This window comes from Kribbella solani (genome assembly GCF_014205295.1).
In the GTDB taxonomy this organism is placed as follows: Bacteria; Actinomycetota; Actinomycetes; order Propionibacteriales; family Kribbellaceae; genus Kribbella; species Kribbella solani.
The window spans coordinates 6,854,458-6,869,912 of the sequence record NZ_JACHNF010000001.1 but is presented as its reverse complement, the minus strand read 5'-3'; the positions used below and the strand labels follow the sequence as shown (position 1 = coordinate 6,869,912).

Here is a 15,455-nt window from a genome sequence, read left to right as displayed (position 1 = left end):
CTACCGACCGTCACCGTCACCGCGTGTACCGGCGGCCGCACGCGCGCGGAGCTAATTCGCATGCGAACTGTCAGTGGCGCGACCTAGCCTGAAGAAGCCATGAGACATCTGCCGCTCGCCGATCCCGGCGTCCCGAACCATCGCTCGCCGGCCCGCTACCTGTGGTGGGTCGCCCGCGGGCAGTCCCGTACGCTCGCCGGCGGGATGGCGTTCGGCATTCTCTGGATGGGCGCGCAGGCGTTCATCCCGGCGATCCTCGGCCGGGCCATCGACGAGGGGGTCGCGGCCGGCGACGGCAAGCGGTTGCTGCAGTGGACCGCCCTGCTCTTCGCGGTCGGCGTGGTGCAGGCGGTCGCCGGCATCATGCGGCACCGGTTCGCGGTCACCAACTGGCTCACCGCGGCGTACCGGACGGTCCAGGTGGTGACCCGGAAGTCGGCGGACCTGGGCGCGACGCTGCCGAAGCACCTGGCCACCGGAGAGGTTGTCAGCGTCGGCGCCGGCGACCTGTCGTACATCGGTAACCTGATGGAGATCTCGGCCCGGTTCGCCGGCTCGATCGTGGCGTTCTTCGTGGTCGCGGTGATCCTGCTGTCGTCGTCGACCACGCTCGGTCTGGTGGTACTGATCGGCGTACCGGTGATGCTCTTCTGCCTCGGCCCGATGCTCCGGCCGCTGCACCGGCGCCAGTCCGCGCAACGCGAGGCGGTCGGCGAGCTGAACTCATTGGGCTCCGACATCGTCGCCGGTCTGAGGGTGCTGCGTGGCATCGGCGGTGAAGAGTCGTTCTCCCGGCGGTACCGGACGGAGTCGCAGCAGGTCCGGAAGGCCGGTGTGCGGGTGGCCGGCATCCAGTCCGTGCTGGACGCCGCCCAGGTGCTGCTACCGGGCATCTTCGTGGTGCTGGTGGTCGGTCTGGGCGCGCACTTCGCGCTACGCGGTCAGCTCAGCCCGGGGTCACTGGTTGCCTTCTACGGGTACGCGACGTTCCTGGTACTACCGCTCCGGACAGCGACCGAGTTCGCCAACCAGCTGATGCGCGGTCTGGTCGCGGCCGGTCGAGTGAACCGGGTGCTGAAGCTCAGGCCGGACATCACCGACCCGGAGCAGCCAGTGCGGCTGCCGGAAGCCGGTGACCTGGTCGATCCGGTGTCTGGCGTACGCGCACGGGATGGTCTGCTCACTGCGATCGTCTCCGCCGAGCCGGACACCTACGCCGTACTAGCTGACCAGCTGGGCCGCTACGACGACACCAGCGAAGTCCGGTACGGCGGTGTGACGCTGGCCAGTGCGACACGGGCGGACGTACGCGAGCGGATCCTGGTCAGTGACACCAGCTCCCAGCTGTTCACCGGCCTGCTGCGTACTGAGCTGGACCCGGACGGCCGGCGTACTGACGAGGAACTGATGACCGCGATGCGTACGGCGTCGGCCGAGGACGTGCTGGTCGCACTACCGGACGGACTGGACTCGGAGGTCGAGGAGAAGGGCCGCTCGTTCTCCGGTGGGCAGCGGCAACGACTGGTACTTGTCCGCGCTCTACTCGCTGACCCGTCCGTACTCGTGCTGGTCGAGCCGACATCGGCTGTGGACGCACACACCGAGGCACGGATCGCGGACCGGCTGCGCGACCACCGGGCCGGCCGCAGCACCGTCGTACTGACCGCCAGCCCACTGCTGCTGGACCGGGTCGACGAGGTGATCTTCGTAGCGGCCGGTCGGGTGGCGGCGGTCGGCAGGCACCGCGAGCTACTCGACTCCAACCCGCGCTACCGCCGGACCGTGACCCGCCAGACCGACGACGAGACAGAACCCGAGACCGAGGAAGAGGAGGCCCTGCGATGAAACAGATCCTGCCCGTCGCCGGGTCGGCCGAGATCCGTCGGCACGCGCGTCGGCTGGCGCGCCGGCATCCCCGTACGCTGCTGGCCGCGATGCTCCTGCACGCGCTGGCAGCGGTGAGCGGTCTGGCGGCGCCGCGGCTGATCGGCGACCTGGTCCAGAACGTGCAGCACGGCACGACCGCTGCCAAGGTCAACCTGGTCATCGCGGTGATCGCCGTCTTCATCGTGGCGCAGTCGCTGCTGACGCGGTGGGCGCGGTTCAAGTCGTTCGCGCTGGGTGAGCAGGTGCTGGCCGAGCTGCGGGAGGAGTTCGTCGACAACGCGCTCGCACTTCCGATCGGCACGGTCGAGCGCGCCGGTACGGGTGATCTGCTGTCGCGGACGTCGCGAGACGTCGACACGTTGTCGCGGACGGTGCGGTTCGCCGTACCGGAGACCATCATCGCGTTCGTCACCGTACTGTTCACGGCCGTCGCCACGCTGCTGGTCGGGGTCTGGGTGCTGGTGCCGCTGGTGGCGATGGTTCCGCTGCTCTGGCTGAGCACGAAGTGGTACCTGCGGCGCGCCAAGGACGGTTACCTGCGCGAGAACGCGGCGTACGCGCAGATGACCAGTTCGCTCGCCGAAACGGTCGAGGGCGCACGTACTGTCGAGGCACTCCGGCGGTACGACGATCGCGTACGCCGGGGCGACGCGGACATCGGCGGGTCGTACAACGCCGAGCGGTACACGCTGTTCCTACGGACCGTGTACTTCCCGGCTGCCGAGCTGGGATACCTGGTGCCAGTGGTCGGCACACTGCTGTTCGGCGGCTGGCTGCACCTCAACGGCCACGTTTCACTCGGCGCGGTCACGGCTGCCGTTCTGTACGTGAACCAGCTGATCGACCCGGTCGACCGCCTGCTCTCCTGGCTGGACGAGCTCCAGTCCGGCGGTGCGGCGTTCGCAAGACTGCTGGGGATCAGCGATGTACCTGACGACCGCACGCCATCCGGGCGTACGCCTGATGGTGAGCTGGTTGAAGCACGTGACGTCAGGTTCTCGTACGTCGAGGGACGGGACGTACTGCACGGTGTCGATCTCACCATCGCACCGGGCGAGCGGATCGCCATGGTCGGACCGTCCGGTGCTGGTAAATCGACACTGGGCCGACTGGTCGCCGGAATCCATCCACCACGAACTGGTTCGGTGACAGTGGGCGGCGTGGGGATGACGGACCTGCCACTGGATGAGCTGCGCAAGCAGGTCGCTCTGGTGACGCAGGAACACCACGTCTTCGTTGGCACGCTGCGGGACAACTTGTCGATGGCACGTCCGTCAGCCACTGATGACGAGCTACTCGATGCGCTCGGCGCGGTGGACGCTCGCGAGTGGGCCGAGGCACTGCCTGACGGTCTGGACACCAGAGTGGGTTCGGGGCAGCTGGCACTGACGCCCGCGCAGGCGCAGCAGCTCGCACTCGCCCGGCTGGTGCTGGCCGATCCGCACACGCTCGTACTGGATGAGGCGACGTCACTGATCGATCCGCGGGCCGCACGGCACATGGAACGCTCGCTGGCCGCCGTACTGGAAGGGCGGACTGTGATCGCGATCGCACACCGGTTGTACACCGCGCACGATGCCGACCGGGTAGCGGTGGTGGAGGACGGCCGCATCTCGGAGCTCGGTAGCCACGACGAGCTGGTCGCCCGTAAAGGCTCGTACGCCGCGCTGTGGAACTCCTGGCACGGCTGACGGCACCGCCGGCAAGCAGAAACCCCCACCCGGTCACCTCTGACCGAGTGGGGGTTCGCTCCGTAGTTCAGCGTTTGCGCAGTACCAGGACTGCTGAGTCGACATGTGGAGGCGGGGTGAATGCCTTGCGGGGAAGGCGGAGCCCGATCGAAGGGTCGTAGTGACGGAACCACCGGTTCGCGCCCGGAGCATCACCGCGTACCCACCGATTCGCCACCTGTCGCTGCAGCACCAGATCCGCTGACACCAGGCGGGTACCCGGCGCCAGCAGGCGCTTCAGCAACAAGGTGGAGATGTTGTACGGCGGACTCGACACCACCCGGAACGACCGTGACGGCAACCGCAGGTCACCGGCATCGGCCCGGACCACCGTCACCGGCGCGTCCGCGAACCGCCGGCGCAACCGGTCGGCCCGGCCGGGGTGGAGTTCGACAGCGATGACTCGGGCACCGGCCCGGACCAGCGGCGCGGTCAGCGCGCCCAGTCCGGCTCCGACGTCGAGGACGAGTTCGCCGGGTTCTACCTCGGCGGCGTCGACGACGCGTTGGGCCCAGCGACTATCGAGCGGATGCCATCCCCAGGCACCCCTCGCCTGCCCGGAGGCGGGCACGACGGACCATCACGAAGTACGTAATCATGCGCCGACCCTAAGCGGCCGGACGGCTTGGCCTCAAAGCATTTTCCGCGGGCCCGAGTTGATTGCCACCCGGCCCGGCGTGATAGAAGTACCGGTATAACTATCCCAGGAGTCGAGGACATCATGGTCGAGCTGAAGACACCCGCGCAGATCGAGCAGATGCGGGCCGCCGGGCGGGTGGTCGCCGACGCGCTGGCGGCGGTGCGGAAGGCGGCCTCGGTCGGCGTCTCGTTGCGCGAGCTCGACGAGGTCGCGCGGGAGGTGCTGCGCTCGGCCGGCGCGGTTTCGACCTTCGACGGGTACCAGCCCGGGTTCGCGCCGGCGCCGTTCAGTGGCGTGATCTGTACGTCGGTGAACGACGCCGTGCTGCACGGGTTGCCATCGGATCTTCGGCTGCAGGACGGCGATCTGCTCAACGTGGATTGTGGCGCGTCGGTCGACGGCTGGTGCGCGGACGCGGCGACGAGCTTCTGCGTCGGTACACCGCGGGCCGAGGACCTGGATCTGATCGCGACCACCGAGCGAGCCCTCGCCGCCGGTATCGCGGCCGCGGTCGACGGCGGCCGGATCACCGACATCGGCGCCGCGATCGGCCGGATCGGCAAGGACGCCGGCCTCGGGACCAACCTCGACTTCGGCGGGCACGGCATCGGCCGCCGGATGCACGAGGAGCCGCACCTGGCCAACGGCGGTCGCGCCGGCCGCGGCCTCAAGCTCCGCGCCGGCCACGTCTTCGCCATCGAGCCCTGGTTCTGGACCGGCCCCAGCTCCGCCTACCGCATCGACCCCGACGGCTGGACCCTCCGCTCCACCGACCACACCCGCGGCGCCCACGCCGAACACACCGTCGCCATCACCCCGGAAGGCCCGCGAATCCTCACCTCGCAGTGACGATCCGAGGGCCGGGCGAGCTTGTCAGGCTGGGCGGGCTTGTCAGGCTGGGCGGCTTGTCAGGCCGGCGGTTGAAGCCCCGGGCAGGGTCGGGGACGAGCACCGGATACGAAGTAGGTAACCACTTCCGCGGCGCACCGCGGGACCTTGGTCGTCGCGACATGAGCGTCGTCGGGGATCGTGTAGACGGTGCCGCCGACGGCTTTCCGCGTTTCCAGCGCCCAGGCGTAGACCGACATGTTCTCGTACAGGTGGGCGGCCAGGATGAGGGAGCCGTCGGAGTGCCGGAGCGTGGGGTGCTGGACGGGCAGCGACCAACCGGCGCAGCGGGCCGGGGGTCCCCACCTCCGGCCGGTGACCGGGCTCGTTTTCTGGAGCTGCTGGTAGTCACGCCAGCTCGCCTCGAAGCTGGACCGGCTGCCGTCCTCGTTGCAGCTGACGGCCCAGTTCATGGTGAAGTTCGTCGCTTCGGGGGTTCCGGGGGCCGGTCGGCGGGCGCCGAACAGGTCCTTGACGGTCGGCGGCACGGTCGAGCCGGTAGCCGTCCGCAGCTCGTTCAGGGCCTGACCCGCCCGGGGCCAGTCCGTGCCGGCGCGGCCGGCCAGGTCGGCGATGGTGGAGCCGTCGATCGGCGACGGGAAATCGCTGTAAGTCTTCGGGTTCCGGTCGTACGCGCGGACGAGCCGGAGGACCTCGGCGCGTACCTTCCGCGCGGTACTGCCCAGGTGGTACGTCGCGTCGTGGCGGGCGAGCCAGGCCGCCATCCGGGCGAAGTTGCGTTCCTGGGCCGCGGCACTCTCCAGGATGTGCCGGTCCAGCTCGGTCCACGGCGGCGCCGGGCTGTCCAGGAAGACCCGCCCGGTGTGGGCCGGGAAGGTACTGCGGTAGACGATCCCCAGATACGTCCCCAGGACAACCCGATCAGGTTGAGCGCACGAATCCCCAGCGCGGACCGCACCCGGTCGACATCCCGCGCCACGTTCTGGGTCGTGAGCTGCCCGAGAAACGCCGGATCGGAGGTCGAGCACCGCTGGTTCGCGGTGACCTGCGCGTCGTAGATCTGCTTCGCCGCGGCCTTCGTCAACGGGCCCGGCCGCGTCGGACCCATCGGACCGGGCGCGCAGGCGACCTTGGTGCTGGAGCCGACGCCCCGCGGGTCGAACCCGATCACGTCGTACTGACGGTTGAGCTTGGCGAACTCGTCGTTCCGCAACACCACGCGCAAGATCGGGTCCAGGTACCCGCTGCCGCCCGGCCCACCTGGCAGCACGGCAACGCTGCCCTGCCGGTGCTTGCGGTCAGTGGCCGGCAGCCGGGTCACCGCGACGTCGATCATCCGTCCGCCGGGATCCGCGTAGTTCAGCGGCACGCGGACCGTCCCGCACTGCAGCCGGTCCATCAGAGTGCGGAAGGTGGCGAGTTGCTCGGGCGTCACCCCCAGACTCCGGGCCACCTCGTCCGAGTACGCAGGACAGGACTTCCAGGTGACGGCGGAGACCACGCTGGCGCTCACGGCGGTCACCGAGCCGCCGATCACCGCCAGCGACGCGGCCAGGGCGGTCAGCTGGGTTCGCTTTTTCACACCGCTGATCTCAGCGCGACGGGCGTTTCCTCCCTGTTTCCTAGAACAGGGATTGCTGCACCGCCTGCGGCTGGGTGGTGACATGCATCCCGGCGATCGGCTCGGGGCGGTGGGACGCGGCGCCGGCGAAGCCATGCTTGGCTCGTAGCGGGCGGACCTTGGCTTCGAAGGCCTTGCGGAAGCTGGGGGCGGCGTAGGAGCCGCGGGCGTAGAGGGATTCGTAGCGGGCGACCAGCTCCGGGTGGTCGCGGGCCAGCCACTGCATGAACCAGTCCTTGACGCCGGGACGCAGGTGGAGGAGGAGCGTGGTGACGCCGGTGGCGCCCGCTTCGGCCAGCTGGGTGAAGAGGTTATCCAGCTGATCGGTGGAGTCGGTGAGCCACGGAAGGACGGGAGCAACCATCACGCCGCACGGGAGACCGGCGGCGCGGATCGCGCGGATCAGGTCGAGGCGGCCGCGGACCGAAGGTACGCCCGGCTCGAGGCTTCGGCGTAGTTCGTCGTCGCCCAAGGCCAGCGACATAGCGATCCCCACCGGCACCTGTGAAGCGGCGGCGGACAACAGCCCGAGGTCGCGGCGGAGCAAGGTTCCTTTGGTCAGGATGGACAGTGGCGTACCGGACGAGGCGAGCGCGTCGATGATGCCGGGCATCAGCCGGTACCGGCCTTCGGCGCGCTGATACGGATCGGCATTGGTGCCGAGGGCAACTGGTTCGTGCGACCAGGACGGCCGGGCGAGCTCCCGGCGCAGAACCTCGGCCACGTTGGTCTTCACGACGATCTGCCGGTCGAAGTCCTGCCCGGTGTCGAGTTCCAGGTACTTGTGCGTCGGCCGGGCGAAGCAGTACCGGCAGGCGTGCGTGCAGCCACGGTACGGATTGACCGTCCAACTGAACGGCAGCGCCGCCGCGCCGGGCACCGAGTTCAGCGCCGACCGCGCCAGCACTTCATGGAACGTGACGCCCTGGAACTCCGGAGTGGTCACCGACCGCACCAGCCCCGCGATCGAGCCGAGGCCGGGCAGCGCATCGGGCGCCTCCACATCGATCCGCTGCCCGGCCCACCTCATACCGCACAGTCGAACACATGTTCAGATAAGATGCAAGCTCATCGGAAGACGTCCGCGTTCGCGACCGCCCACTCCCGATACGTGACCGCCGGCCGCCCGGTCAGGTCGGCGACCGTCGACTCCGGCTTCAGGTGGTACTCGGACATCATCCGGAAGCCGTCCAGCAACCACTGCGCGGTCTCCAGGCCGATCACGGGTGCCAGTTGATCCAAGTACTCGGCGGGCGTCTGTTCCTCGAAGCGCACCTCCCGGCCGATCGCCGCCGCGATGTACGCGACCTCCTCCGGCTGCGTGATCGCCTCCGGGCCGCTCATCGCCACCTTCTGCTTGCCGAACTCCTCCGACAGCAAGACCACCCGCGCCACCGCCGCGATGTCACCGAGATCGATCGGCGTTTGCACCGCCCCGGCGTACGGCGCCCGGACCACGCCCTCCTTCTTGATCGACTCCGCCCAGTCCAAGGTGTTGTTCATGAACTGCCCGGGCCGGAGGAACGTCCAGTCGAATCCGGCCGCCTCGATCGCCCGTTCGATCCGGTGGTAGTGCCAGGTCGACGGATCACCCTGCGCCTCGTAGTCGGCCGGCTCACCGGACAGCACGACCACCCGCCGTACGCCGGCCTCCCGCGCGCACCTGGCGAACTCCTCGACGTACGCCGGCAGTGGCGCGAGGTACACGGTGTCCACTCCGGCCAGCGCGGCCGGCAAGGTCGCGGGCTTCCCCAGGTACCCCCGCGCGACCTCGACGCCGGCCGGTAGCGCCGCCTTGGCCGGATTGTTGGTGAGCGCCCGCACCGGCGCGCCCGCGGCCACCAGCTCGTCCACCAGCAGTCGCCCCACGCTCCCGGTCGCGCCCGTCACCAAGATCGTCATGCCGTTCTCTCCTTCCGATCGAATTCTCGTATGGTATACGAGAATTCGACCCAGCGCCTATCGTTGCCCTGTGAACAAGCAGCAGAGCGGCGCGGGGCAGCCGGACAGGACGCTGGCGCTGCTGTGGCGCAACCACCGCCCGGCCGAACCGAACCGGAAGCGCGGCGCCGGGCGGCGGCCGTCGCTCGACCTGGACGACGTGGTACTGACCGCCATCCGGCTGGCCGACGAGCACGGGCTGACCGCTGCCTCGATGGGCGGCGTCGCGAAGGAACTCGGCGTCGGCACGATGACGCTCTACACGTACGTACCCTCCAAGGAGGAACTGCTCGACCTGATGGTCGACCAGGTGATGAGCGAGCGTGAGCTCCCCGGTCCGGGCGAGCGGCCGGACGACTGGCGCGAACAGATCGAGATCTACTCCGGGCAGACCCGCGCGATGTTCCAGCGGCATCTGTGGTTGTCGCAGATCTCCACGATCCGCCCGCCGGTCGGCCCGGCCATGCTGGCTGCCCGTGAGTACCTGCTGGCGGCGATGCTCGTACTCGGCCTGAGTGCCGCCGAGACGAATACGGCGGCGCTCGCGATCACCACGTACATCGACTCCGCCGCCGGCCTCGAAGCCGAGAGCAGGCTGATCGAACGCACCACCGGCCAGGCGAACGACGCCTGGTGGCACGAGCGGAACGACCTGTGGGAGACGTACTTCGACGTCGAACGGCACCCCGCGATGACGACGATCTGGAACGCGAAGGGCTACCAGTCCACTACACAGGAAGCCGCATCGGAGTCGTACCGCTACGGCCTGGACCGCCTGCTCGACGGCATCCAGGCCCAGACAGGCTAGGTACGAGCACCCGCAAGCACCTCCGCGCCCACCCGGTTCAACGTGTGCCGCACCGAACTGCCAACCCGGTGCGTAGTAACCAGCCCGGTGTCATGCAGCACCCGTGCATGCTCACTGGCCGAAGCAGGCGAGATCCCCGTCCGGGCAGCCAGCTCACTGGTCGAACAGGCACCATCCGAGATACACGTCAGCACCTGTGCCCGTGTCCGCCCCAACAGCACTGCCACCGCGCGATCACGGTCCGGGCGACGTACGACAACCGGCGCCGGATCGTGCTTGACCGGGTACACCAGCACCGGTGGCAAGGTCGGGTCGAGCAGCATCATCGGGTACTTCCAGCAGAAGAACGACGGCACCAGGCGAAGCCCACGGCCGTTCAGGTACAGGTCGCGGTTGACGTGTGGCATGTCCACTGACAACACCGGAGCCGCCCAGCCGAGCGACCCGTGCAGCTGCGGGATCAGCGACTCGAACCCGTCGTTCGCGACAATGCTGTTGTGCTGCGCGACGGCCGGCTCGATCGCGGTCGAGATCATCGGCAGCTGCGGCGCGATCTTGGTCCGGTGGAACGACCGCAGCCCGTGGACGAGCCGGGTCATCACTCCGGTGTCACCGGACGCGAGCCGGCGCGTCCAGTTCGGCAGGCGGACACTGTCCGACAGCCGGCGGAGCTCCGATATCAACTGGCCGGCCGGTGTCGCCGCGACCGCCGTCAGTCCGGCCTCGAGCCCCTCCCCCGCCGCACGTGGCGTGAGGAAGTCCGGTGAGTACCCCACCGGTGGAGCCAGCGCGATCAGTTCCCGCTCCGGAACGGTCAGCCGGCCCCGTACCCGCTCCCGCCAGGGCCCGTAGACCTCCGGCTCCTCGTCGCCCTGCAGCACGTGCAGGCCGAGCAGTACCTCCCACAACGGGTCCGGCCGCTGCGCGATCGTCGTCCGGGCCAGATCCGCACAGTCGAAATGAATGCGGTACACCACGATCCCCTCCCCCGAGGTAGTCACCCGCCGTGGCCGAAGAGCAACTCTCCGAAGAGTACCAACCACCCGGTTCACCCCGGGCGCGGGATCACTCCCACTCGATGGTGCCCGGGGGCTTGCTGGTGACGTCGAGGGTTACTCGGTTCACCTCGTCGACCTCGTTGGTGATTCGGGTGGAGATGCGTTCGATCACGTCGTACGGCAGGCGGGCCCAGTCGGCGGTCATCGCGTCCTCGCTGGTCACCGGGCGGAGGACGACCGGGTGCCCGTACGTGCGGCCGTCGCCCTGGACGCCGACCGAGCGGACGTCGGCGAGCAGCACCACCGGGAACTGCCAGATGTCGCGGTCCAGCCCGGCCGCTGTCAGCTCGGTGCGCGCGATCAGGTCCGCGGCGCGGAGGATGTCCAGCCGCTCACGGGTCACCTCACCGATGATCCGGATGCTCAGGCCCGGCCCCGGGAACGGGTGCCGGTAGACCATCGTCTCCGGCAGGCCGAGCGCCAGCCCGAGCTCGCGGACCTCGTCCTTGAACAGCGTCCGCAGCGGCTCGATCAGGCTGAACTGCAGGTCGTCGGGCAGCCCGCCGACGTTGTGGTGCGACTTGATGTTCGCCGCGCCGGCACCGCCGCCGGACTCGACCACATCCGGGTACAGCGTGCCCTGCACCAGGAACTCGATGTGCCGCTCGGCGTCCACCTTGCGCGCGGTCGCCTCGAAGGTACGGATGAACTCCCGGCCGACGATCTTCCGCTTCTGCTCCGGATCGGTCACCCCGGCCAACGCGGTCAGGAACTGCTCCTCGGCGTCGATCGCCTCCAGCCGGATCCCGATCGCGGCGACGAAGTCCTTCTCGATCTGCTCCGACTCACCGGCCCGCTGCAGGCCGTGGTCGACGTACACACAGGTGAGCTGGTCGCCGATCGCCTTGTGCACCAGGGCCGCCGCGACCGCGGAGTCGACCCCGCCGGACAGCGCGCACAGCACCTGCTTGTCGCCGACCTGCTCGCGGATCAGCGCGACCTGCTCGTCGACCACGTTGGAGGTGGTCCAGTCACCGGCACAGCCGGCGATCTCGTACAGGAAATGCTCCAGGACCGCCTGCCCGGCCTGGGAGTGCAGCACCTCCGGATGCCACTGCACGCCCGCGAGCTTGCGGTCCAGGTCCTCGAAGGCCGCCACCGGCGCGCCCTCGGACGCGGCCAGTACGGCAAAGCCGGCCGGCGGCGCGTGCACCGCGTCACCGTGCGACATCCAGACGTTCAGTTCCTCGGGGATGTCCGCCAGCAGCGTCCCGGCCGCGCTCACCGTGACCGGCGTCCGGCCGAACTCACGCAGCCCGGTCCGGCGTACGTCGCCACCGAGCGTCTGCGCCATCGCCTGGAACCCGTAGCAGATCCCGAACGCCGGCACCCCGGCCTCGAACAGCCCGGAGTCGACCCGCGGCGCGCCCTCGGCGTACACCGACTGCGGACCGCCGGACAGGATGATCGCCTTCGGCCGCTTCGCCAGCATCTCGTCGACCGGCATCGAGTGCGGAACGATCTCGGAGTACACGTTCGCCTCGCGGACGCGCCGCGCGATCAGCTGCGCGTACTGCGCGCCGAAGTCCACCACCAGGACGAGTTCATGCTGCGAAATACCTTGGGCCACGGCCAGAGCCTATCGCCGCAGGTCAGAAAGGCTGTAATGCGGTAACCGTCAACGCGTGGCCGCGCGAACCAGGAGCCGCCGCGGCGCCCGGAACGACAGCAGGTCGATCATCGGCGGTTCTTCGACCAGTCGCACACCACTCAACAGGTCCCGCGCACATTCCAACGCGACCCGCGCCTCCAGCCGCGCCAGCCCGGCGCCCAGGCAGCGGTGTACGCCGATCCCGAACGCAAGGTCAGCCGGACCGCCATGCCCGCTCAGCCCGAGCAGCACCGGCGCACCCGCCGGCACCTCGGCCCCACCGACCGTGACCGGACAGGCAGTGACCCGCCGCCAGGTCGGCACTGACGAGCTCTCCCGCAGCACCTCCTCGACAACGTCAACCGGTTCACCAGGAGCCTCGATGAGACGCTGGAACGCCGTTGAGATCAGCTGCGTGGTGGTCTCCTGTCCGGCGATCAACAGGAAGTACCCGACCGCGCACACCTCTTCGTCGGTCAGCCCCAACCCGACCAGCGCACCGAACAGGTCATCAGCAGGTGCAGTACGCGCGGCACTCGTACGCGCCCGGAGCCAGCTGTAGAACTCGGCTGCACTGTGCGCGAGCTCTAGTTGGCGGTCCGCATCCGGTTGACCCCAGAAGAGCTCCAGTGAGTCCAGACTCCACGCCTTCAACGCGGGGACGTCGACATCGGTCAGGCCGAGCAGGTGCAGTACGACGAGCGCCGGTGGCTCCGCGGCGATCGCCTGTACGAGGTCGACCTGGTCTCCGTACGCTAGTTGTGCTCTTGCCGCATCCACCCGTGCGGACGTGAGCTCCCGCGCGAGCGGCTCCACCGCGGCGACCCGGGCCGGGCTGAAGAAGCGCGCTACCGCGGCGCGGATCGGGCGGTGCGACTCACCCGCGTTGTTCGCCAGTGTGGGTGGCAGCGCGAACCCGGCACCAGACAGCACCCGCAACGCCTTCACCGACAACGGCGTATGCGCCAGCACCGCGTTGTCCGGCCGAAACGTCCCCGGGTCCAGCAGCACCTCCCGCACCGCCACCGGATCATCCACCACCCAATACCCAACCCCCACATCAAACCGGGCCGGACACCCAAGCCCATGTTCAGAGGGAGCCCCACGCCCGACCCCGCCGTCGGGCTGAGCCGCACGCCCAAGCTCGCTGTCGGGCTGAGGCCCGCGCCCGTGCTCGGGGTGAGCCGCACGCCCGAGCTCGCTGTCGGGCTGAGGCCCGCGCCCGTGCTCGGGCTGAGCCGCATGCCCGGACTGACTCGGGAGCTCGTCCTCGGGGCGATTTGGTTCCGTCACTTGAACCATCCGGGTGCGGATGCCACGAATGCCTCCTGGCTCCACTCCCCGGCCCCGGCGGGGATCCGCCCGATCACCGGCACTCCGGTCGTCGCCGGCAGATCCTCCAGGTTGCACTGCTCCGCGAGATCGGGAGCCTCCGGCCAGCTGCCGATCACCAGCCCCGCGATCTCCAGCCCGCGAGCGCGCAGTGCCTCGACAGTCAGCCCGGTGTGATTCAGCGTCCCCAGCCCGGCACGGGCGACCACCACGAACTTGAACGGCGTGGTCAAGTACTCAGCGAGATCGGCCAGGTTGTTGCCCTCGGCATCCAGCCCGACCAGCAGCCCACCGGCACCCTCGACCAGCACGGTGTCCCGCGTCCCGGCCAGCTCTTCGATCAGCTTGGCCTGCGTCTCGACCGACGGCAGCGCCACCCCTTCGCGCCGCGCGGCGGTGGTCGCCGCCAGCGGATCACGCAGCCGGATCCCCTCGTACCCGTCCGTGATCCCGCTCAGCCGCGCTACGTCGCTCAGATCACCCGGCTCGCCCGGTCCCACACCGGTCTGGGTCGGCTTGACCACGGCGACCGTCCCGCTAGCGGCGGCCCGCACCGCGAGCGCGGCGGTGGTCACGGTCTTACCGACCCCCGTGTCGGTGCCGGTAACGAGCAGGATGCGCATCACCCGAGTGTAGGCGCCGACCCGCGACCCCAGGCGTGCTGTCCGCGAACAGGTGTGCGGCCCAAGAGCAGGTGTGCGGCCCGGGAACAGGTGCCGGTACGCCCAGAACTTGCCCCCTCAAGTGCAGGGTTCGGCGCCGCGCTAAGGGGAGGGTTCGGCTGCGGGGATGGTTTCGTGCGGGGATGGGACCGGGTGGGGGTCAGGGGGTGAGGGCGGTTTGGATTGTTCGGATGGCTTGGGTCAGGGCAAGGTCGGTGAGGGTGGCGTTGGCGGTCAGGCGGAGGCGGGAGATGTTGTCGGGGACGGATGGGGGGCGGAAGCTGCCGACTCGGATGCCATTCGTGTGGCAGAAGTTGGCGGCGCGGACGGTTTCGTGGGGGCCGGGCATCGGGATCGAAACGATCGGGCCGGCGGGAGGCGGAACGTCGAAGGCGGCGGCGAGGCGGGCGGTGGCCGCATGGATGGCGGCTGGTCGGTTCGGTTCGGCTTGGAGTACGCGCAGGGCGGCCAGGGCGGCAGCGACGGCGGCGGGGTTCAGGCCGGTGTCGTAGATGAACGGACGGGAGCGGTTGATCAGGTGGTCGCGCAGCACGGACGGTCCGAGTACGACGCCACCTTGCGAAGCCATCGCCTTGGACAGCGTCATCGTCACCACGACGTGGTCCTGTCCGGCGAGACCGGCGGCGTGTACGGAGCCGTGGCCGTTGCCCGTGACACCTAAACCGTGGGCTTCGTCAACGAGTAGCAACGCCTCGTACTGCTGGGCGGTCGCGGCGAGATCGGTCAACGGGGCTTCGTCGCTGAGCACGCTGAAGATCGATTCGGTGATCACCACCGCGTGCCGTTCGTTGCGTTCGGCAAGTAGTTTCGCGACCGCGTCGACGTCGTTGTGCGGGACGATCTCGACCCGGGAGCGGGACAGGCGGCAGGCGTCGACGAGCGAGGCGTGGACGTGTTCGTCGGAGATCAGCAGGGTGCCCGGGCCGGCCAGGGCGGTGACGACGCCGAGGTTCGCGAGGTAGCCGGAGGAGAAGACGAGCGCTGATTCCTGGCCCGCGTACGCGGCGAGCTCCTGCTCCAGTTCTTCGTGCAGCGCGGTGGTGCCGGTGACGAGGCGGGATGCGGTCGACCCGGTTCCCCAGGTACAGACGGCTTCGGCGGCGGCTTCGATCACGCGTGAGTCGCGGCTCAGGCCGAGGTAGTCGTTGCCGGCGAGGTCGATCAGGTCGTCGCCGGCTGCCCGCGCGTGCAACCGGCGCGTCAACCCGCGGGTCTCCAGCGCCACGGCCTTCGGCCCCAACCACTCCGTCAGCATCCGCCACCCTCCGCTTCCGTCAGCATCCGCGGGCCTTCCGTTCGTACCACGTCCTGCGCA

General features: G+C 69.3%; 14 protein-coding genes. 4 read left to right on the top strand and 10 right to left on the bottom strand.

Annotation, left to right across the window (positions count from 1 at the left end; genetic code table 11):
* Positions 1-99 precede the first annotated feature (99 nt).
* Positions 100-1,845: an ABC transporter ATP-binding protein gene (locus HDA44_RS31785; protein ID WP_184840767.1), complete on the top strand. Its 1,746-nt coding sequence runs from the start codon at positions 100-102 to the stop codon at positions 1,843-1,845.
* Entirely contained in the window at positions 1,842-3,578 is a 1,737-nt protein-coding gene (locus HDA44_RS31780) for an ABC transporter ATP-binding protein (RefSeq protein ID WP_184840765.1), read from the top strand. Before HDA44_RS31785 ends, HDA44_RS31780 begins: the two co-directional genes overlap by 4 nt.
* Before the next feature lie 67 nt (positions 3,579-3,645).
* Here HDA44_RS31780 and HDA44_RS31775 read toward each other — a convergent pair whose 3' ends face one another.
* The gene (locus HDA44_RS31775) at positions 3,646-4,188 is read right to left on the bottom strand and encodes a 23S rRNA (adenine(2058)-N(6))-methyltransferase Erm(C) (RefSeq protein ID WP_184840763.1); all 543 of its coding nucleotides are present in this window, start codon (positions 4,186-4,188) and stop codon (positions 3,646-3,648) included.
* A gap of 150 nt (positions 4,189-4,338) precedes the next feature.
* Between HDA44_RS31775 and map the strand changes: the two genes are divergently transcribed.
* A complete protein-coding gene (gene map / locus HDA44_RS31770) occupies positions 4,339-5,106 on the top strand; it encodes a type I methionyl aminopeptidase (RefSeq protein ID WP_184840761.1) in 768 nt (255 codons plus the stop codon).
* Between the two features lie 59 nt (positions 5,107-5,165).
* On the opposite strand, the gene HDA44_RS39045 is transcribed toward map, so the two are convergent.
* The 4 genes from HDA44_RS39045 to HDA44_RS31750 all read right to left on the bottom strand — a co-directional run bounded on the left by HDA44_RS39045 (position 5,166) and on the right by HDA44_RS31750 (position 8,629).
* Positions 5,166-5,633 carry an alpha/beta hydrolase gene (locus tag HDA44_RS39045; RefSeq protein ID WP_184840759.1) on the bottom strand — a complete coding sequence of 156 codons (468 nt, stop codon included), beginning with the start codon at positions 5,631-5,633 and terminating at the stop codon, positions 5,166-5,168.
* Positions 5,634-5,662: 29 nt separating this feature from the next.
* Positions 5,663-6,442, bottom strand: coding sequence for an alpha/beta fold hydrolase (locus tag HDA44_RS39040; protein ID WP_420488558.1), 780 nt, complete (start codon positions 6,440-6,442; stop codon positions 5,663-5,665).
* A gap of 286 nt (positions 6,443-6,728) precedes the next feature.
* Entirely contained in the window at positions 6,729-7,757 is a 1,029-nt protein-coding gene (locus tag HDA44_RS31755) for an Rv2578c family radical SAM protein (RefSeq protein ID WP_184840755.1), read from the bottom strand.
* A 38-nt stretch (positions 7,758-7,795) separates the two neighbouring features.
* The gene (locus HDA44_RS31750) at positions 7,796-8,629 is read right to left on the bottom strand and encodes an SDR family oxidoreductase (protein WP_184840753.1); all 834 of its coding nucleotides are present in this window, start codon (positions 8,627-8,629) and stop codon (positions 7,796-7,798) included.
* 70 nt (positions 8,630-8,699) lie between these two features.
* Here HDA44_RS31750 and HDA44_RS31745 point away from each other — a divergent pair, with 70 nt between their 5' ends.
* Complete coding sequence (locus tag HDA44_RS31745; RefSeq protein WP_184840751.1) at positions 8,700-9,476, top strand: TetR/AcrR family transcriptional regulator; 777 nt, start codon at positions 8,700-8,702, stop codon at positions 9,474-9,476.
* Here the strand turns inward: HDA44_RS31745 and HDA44_RS38740 are convergent.
* The 5 genes from HDA44_RS38740 to HDA44_RS31720 form a co-directional block, all read right to left on the bottom strand.
* Positions 9,473-10,453: an ArsR family transcriptional regulator gene (locus HDA44_RS38740; RefSeq protein WP_184840749.1), complete on the bottom strand. Its 981-nt coding sequence runs from the start codon at positions 10,451-10,453 to the stop codon at positions 9,473-9,475. The two genes, HDA44_RS31745 and HDA44_RS38740, sit on opposite strands and share 4 nt — an antisense overlap.
* A gap of 88 nt (positions 10,454-10,541) precedes the next feature.
* Positions 10,542-12,104, bottom strand: a complete 1,563-nt coding sequence (guaA, locus tag HDA44_RS31735; RefSeq protein ID WP_420488548.1) for a glutamine-hydrolyzing GMP synthase — start codon at positions 12,102-12,104, stop codon at positions 10,542-10,544.
* A 48-nt stretch (positions 12,105-12,152) separates the two neighbouring features.
* Positions 12,153-13,163, bottom strand: coding sequence for a cytochrome P450 (locus tag HDA44_RS31730; RefSeq protein ID WP_202887671.1), 1,011 nt, complete (start codon positions 13,161-13,163; stop codon positions 12,153-12,155).
* A 251-nt stretch (positions 13,164-13,414) separates the two neighbouring features.
* A complete protein-coding gene (bioD, locus tag HDA44_RS31725; RefSeq protein WP_184840745.1) occupies positions 13,415-14,080 on the bottom strand; it encodes a dethiobiotin synthase in 666 nt (221 codons plus the stop codon).
* Positions 14,081-14,279: 199 nt separating this feature from the next.
* Positions 14,280-15,395: an 8-amino-7-oxononanoate synthase gene (locus tag HDA44_RS31720; protein ID WP_184840743.1), complete on the bottom strand. Its 1,116-nt coding sequence runs from the start codon at positions 15,393-15,395 to the stop codon at positions 14,280-14,282.
* Between the last annotated feature and the right edge of the window lie 60 nt (positions 15,396-15,455).

Bases quoted from the DNA above. Each gene is read 5' to 3' on its own strand.
- bioD (WP_184840745.1), bottom strand. From the start codon at position 14,080: ATGCGCATCCTGCTCGTTACCGGCACCGACACGGGGGTCGGTAAGACC.
- map (WP_184840761.1), top strand. From the start codon at position 4,339: ATGGTCGAGCTGAAGACACCCGCGCAGATCGAGCAGATGCGGGCCGCC.
- HDA44_RS31750 (WP_184840753.1), bottom strand. From the start codon at position 8,629: ATGACGATCTTGGTGACGGGCGCGACCGGGAGCGTGGGGCGACTGCTG.
- HDA44_RS31785 (WP_184840767.1), top strand. From the start codon at position 100: ATGAGACATCTGCCGCTCGCCGATCCCGGCGTCCCGAACCATCGCTCG.
- HDA44_RS39040 (WP_420488558.1), bottom strand. From the start codon at position 6,442: ATGATCGACGTCGCGGTGACCCGGCTGCCGGCCACTGACCGCAAGCAC.
- HDA44_RS31780 (WP_184840765.1), top strand. From the start codon at position 1,842: ATGAAACAGATCCTGCCCGTCGCCGGGTCGGCCGAGATCCGTCGGCAC.
- HDA44_RS31755 (WP_184840755.1), bottom strand. From the start codon at position 7,757: ATGAGGTGGGCCGGGCAGCGGATCGATGTGGAGGCGCCCGATGCGCTG.
- HDA44_RS31720 (WP_184840743.1), bottom strand. From the start codon at position 15,395: ATGCTGACGGAGTGGTTGGGGCCGAAGGCCGTGGCGCTGGAGACCCGC.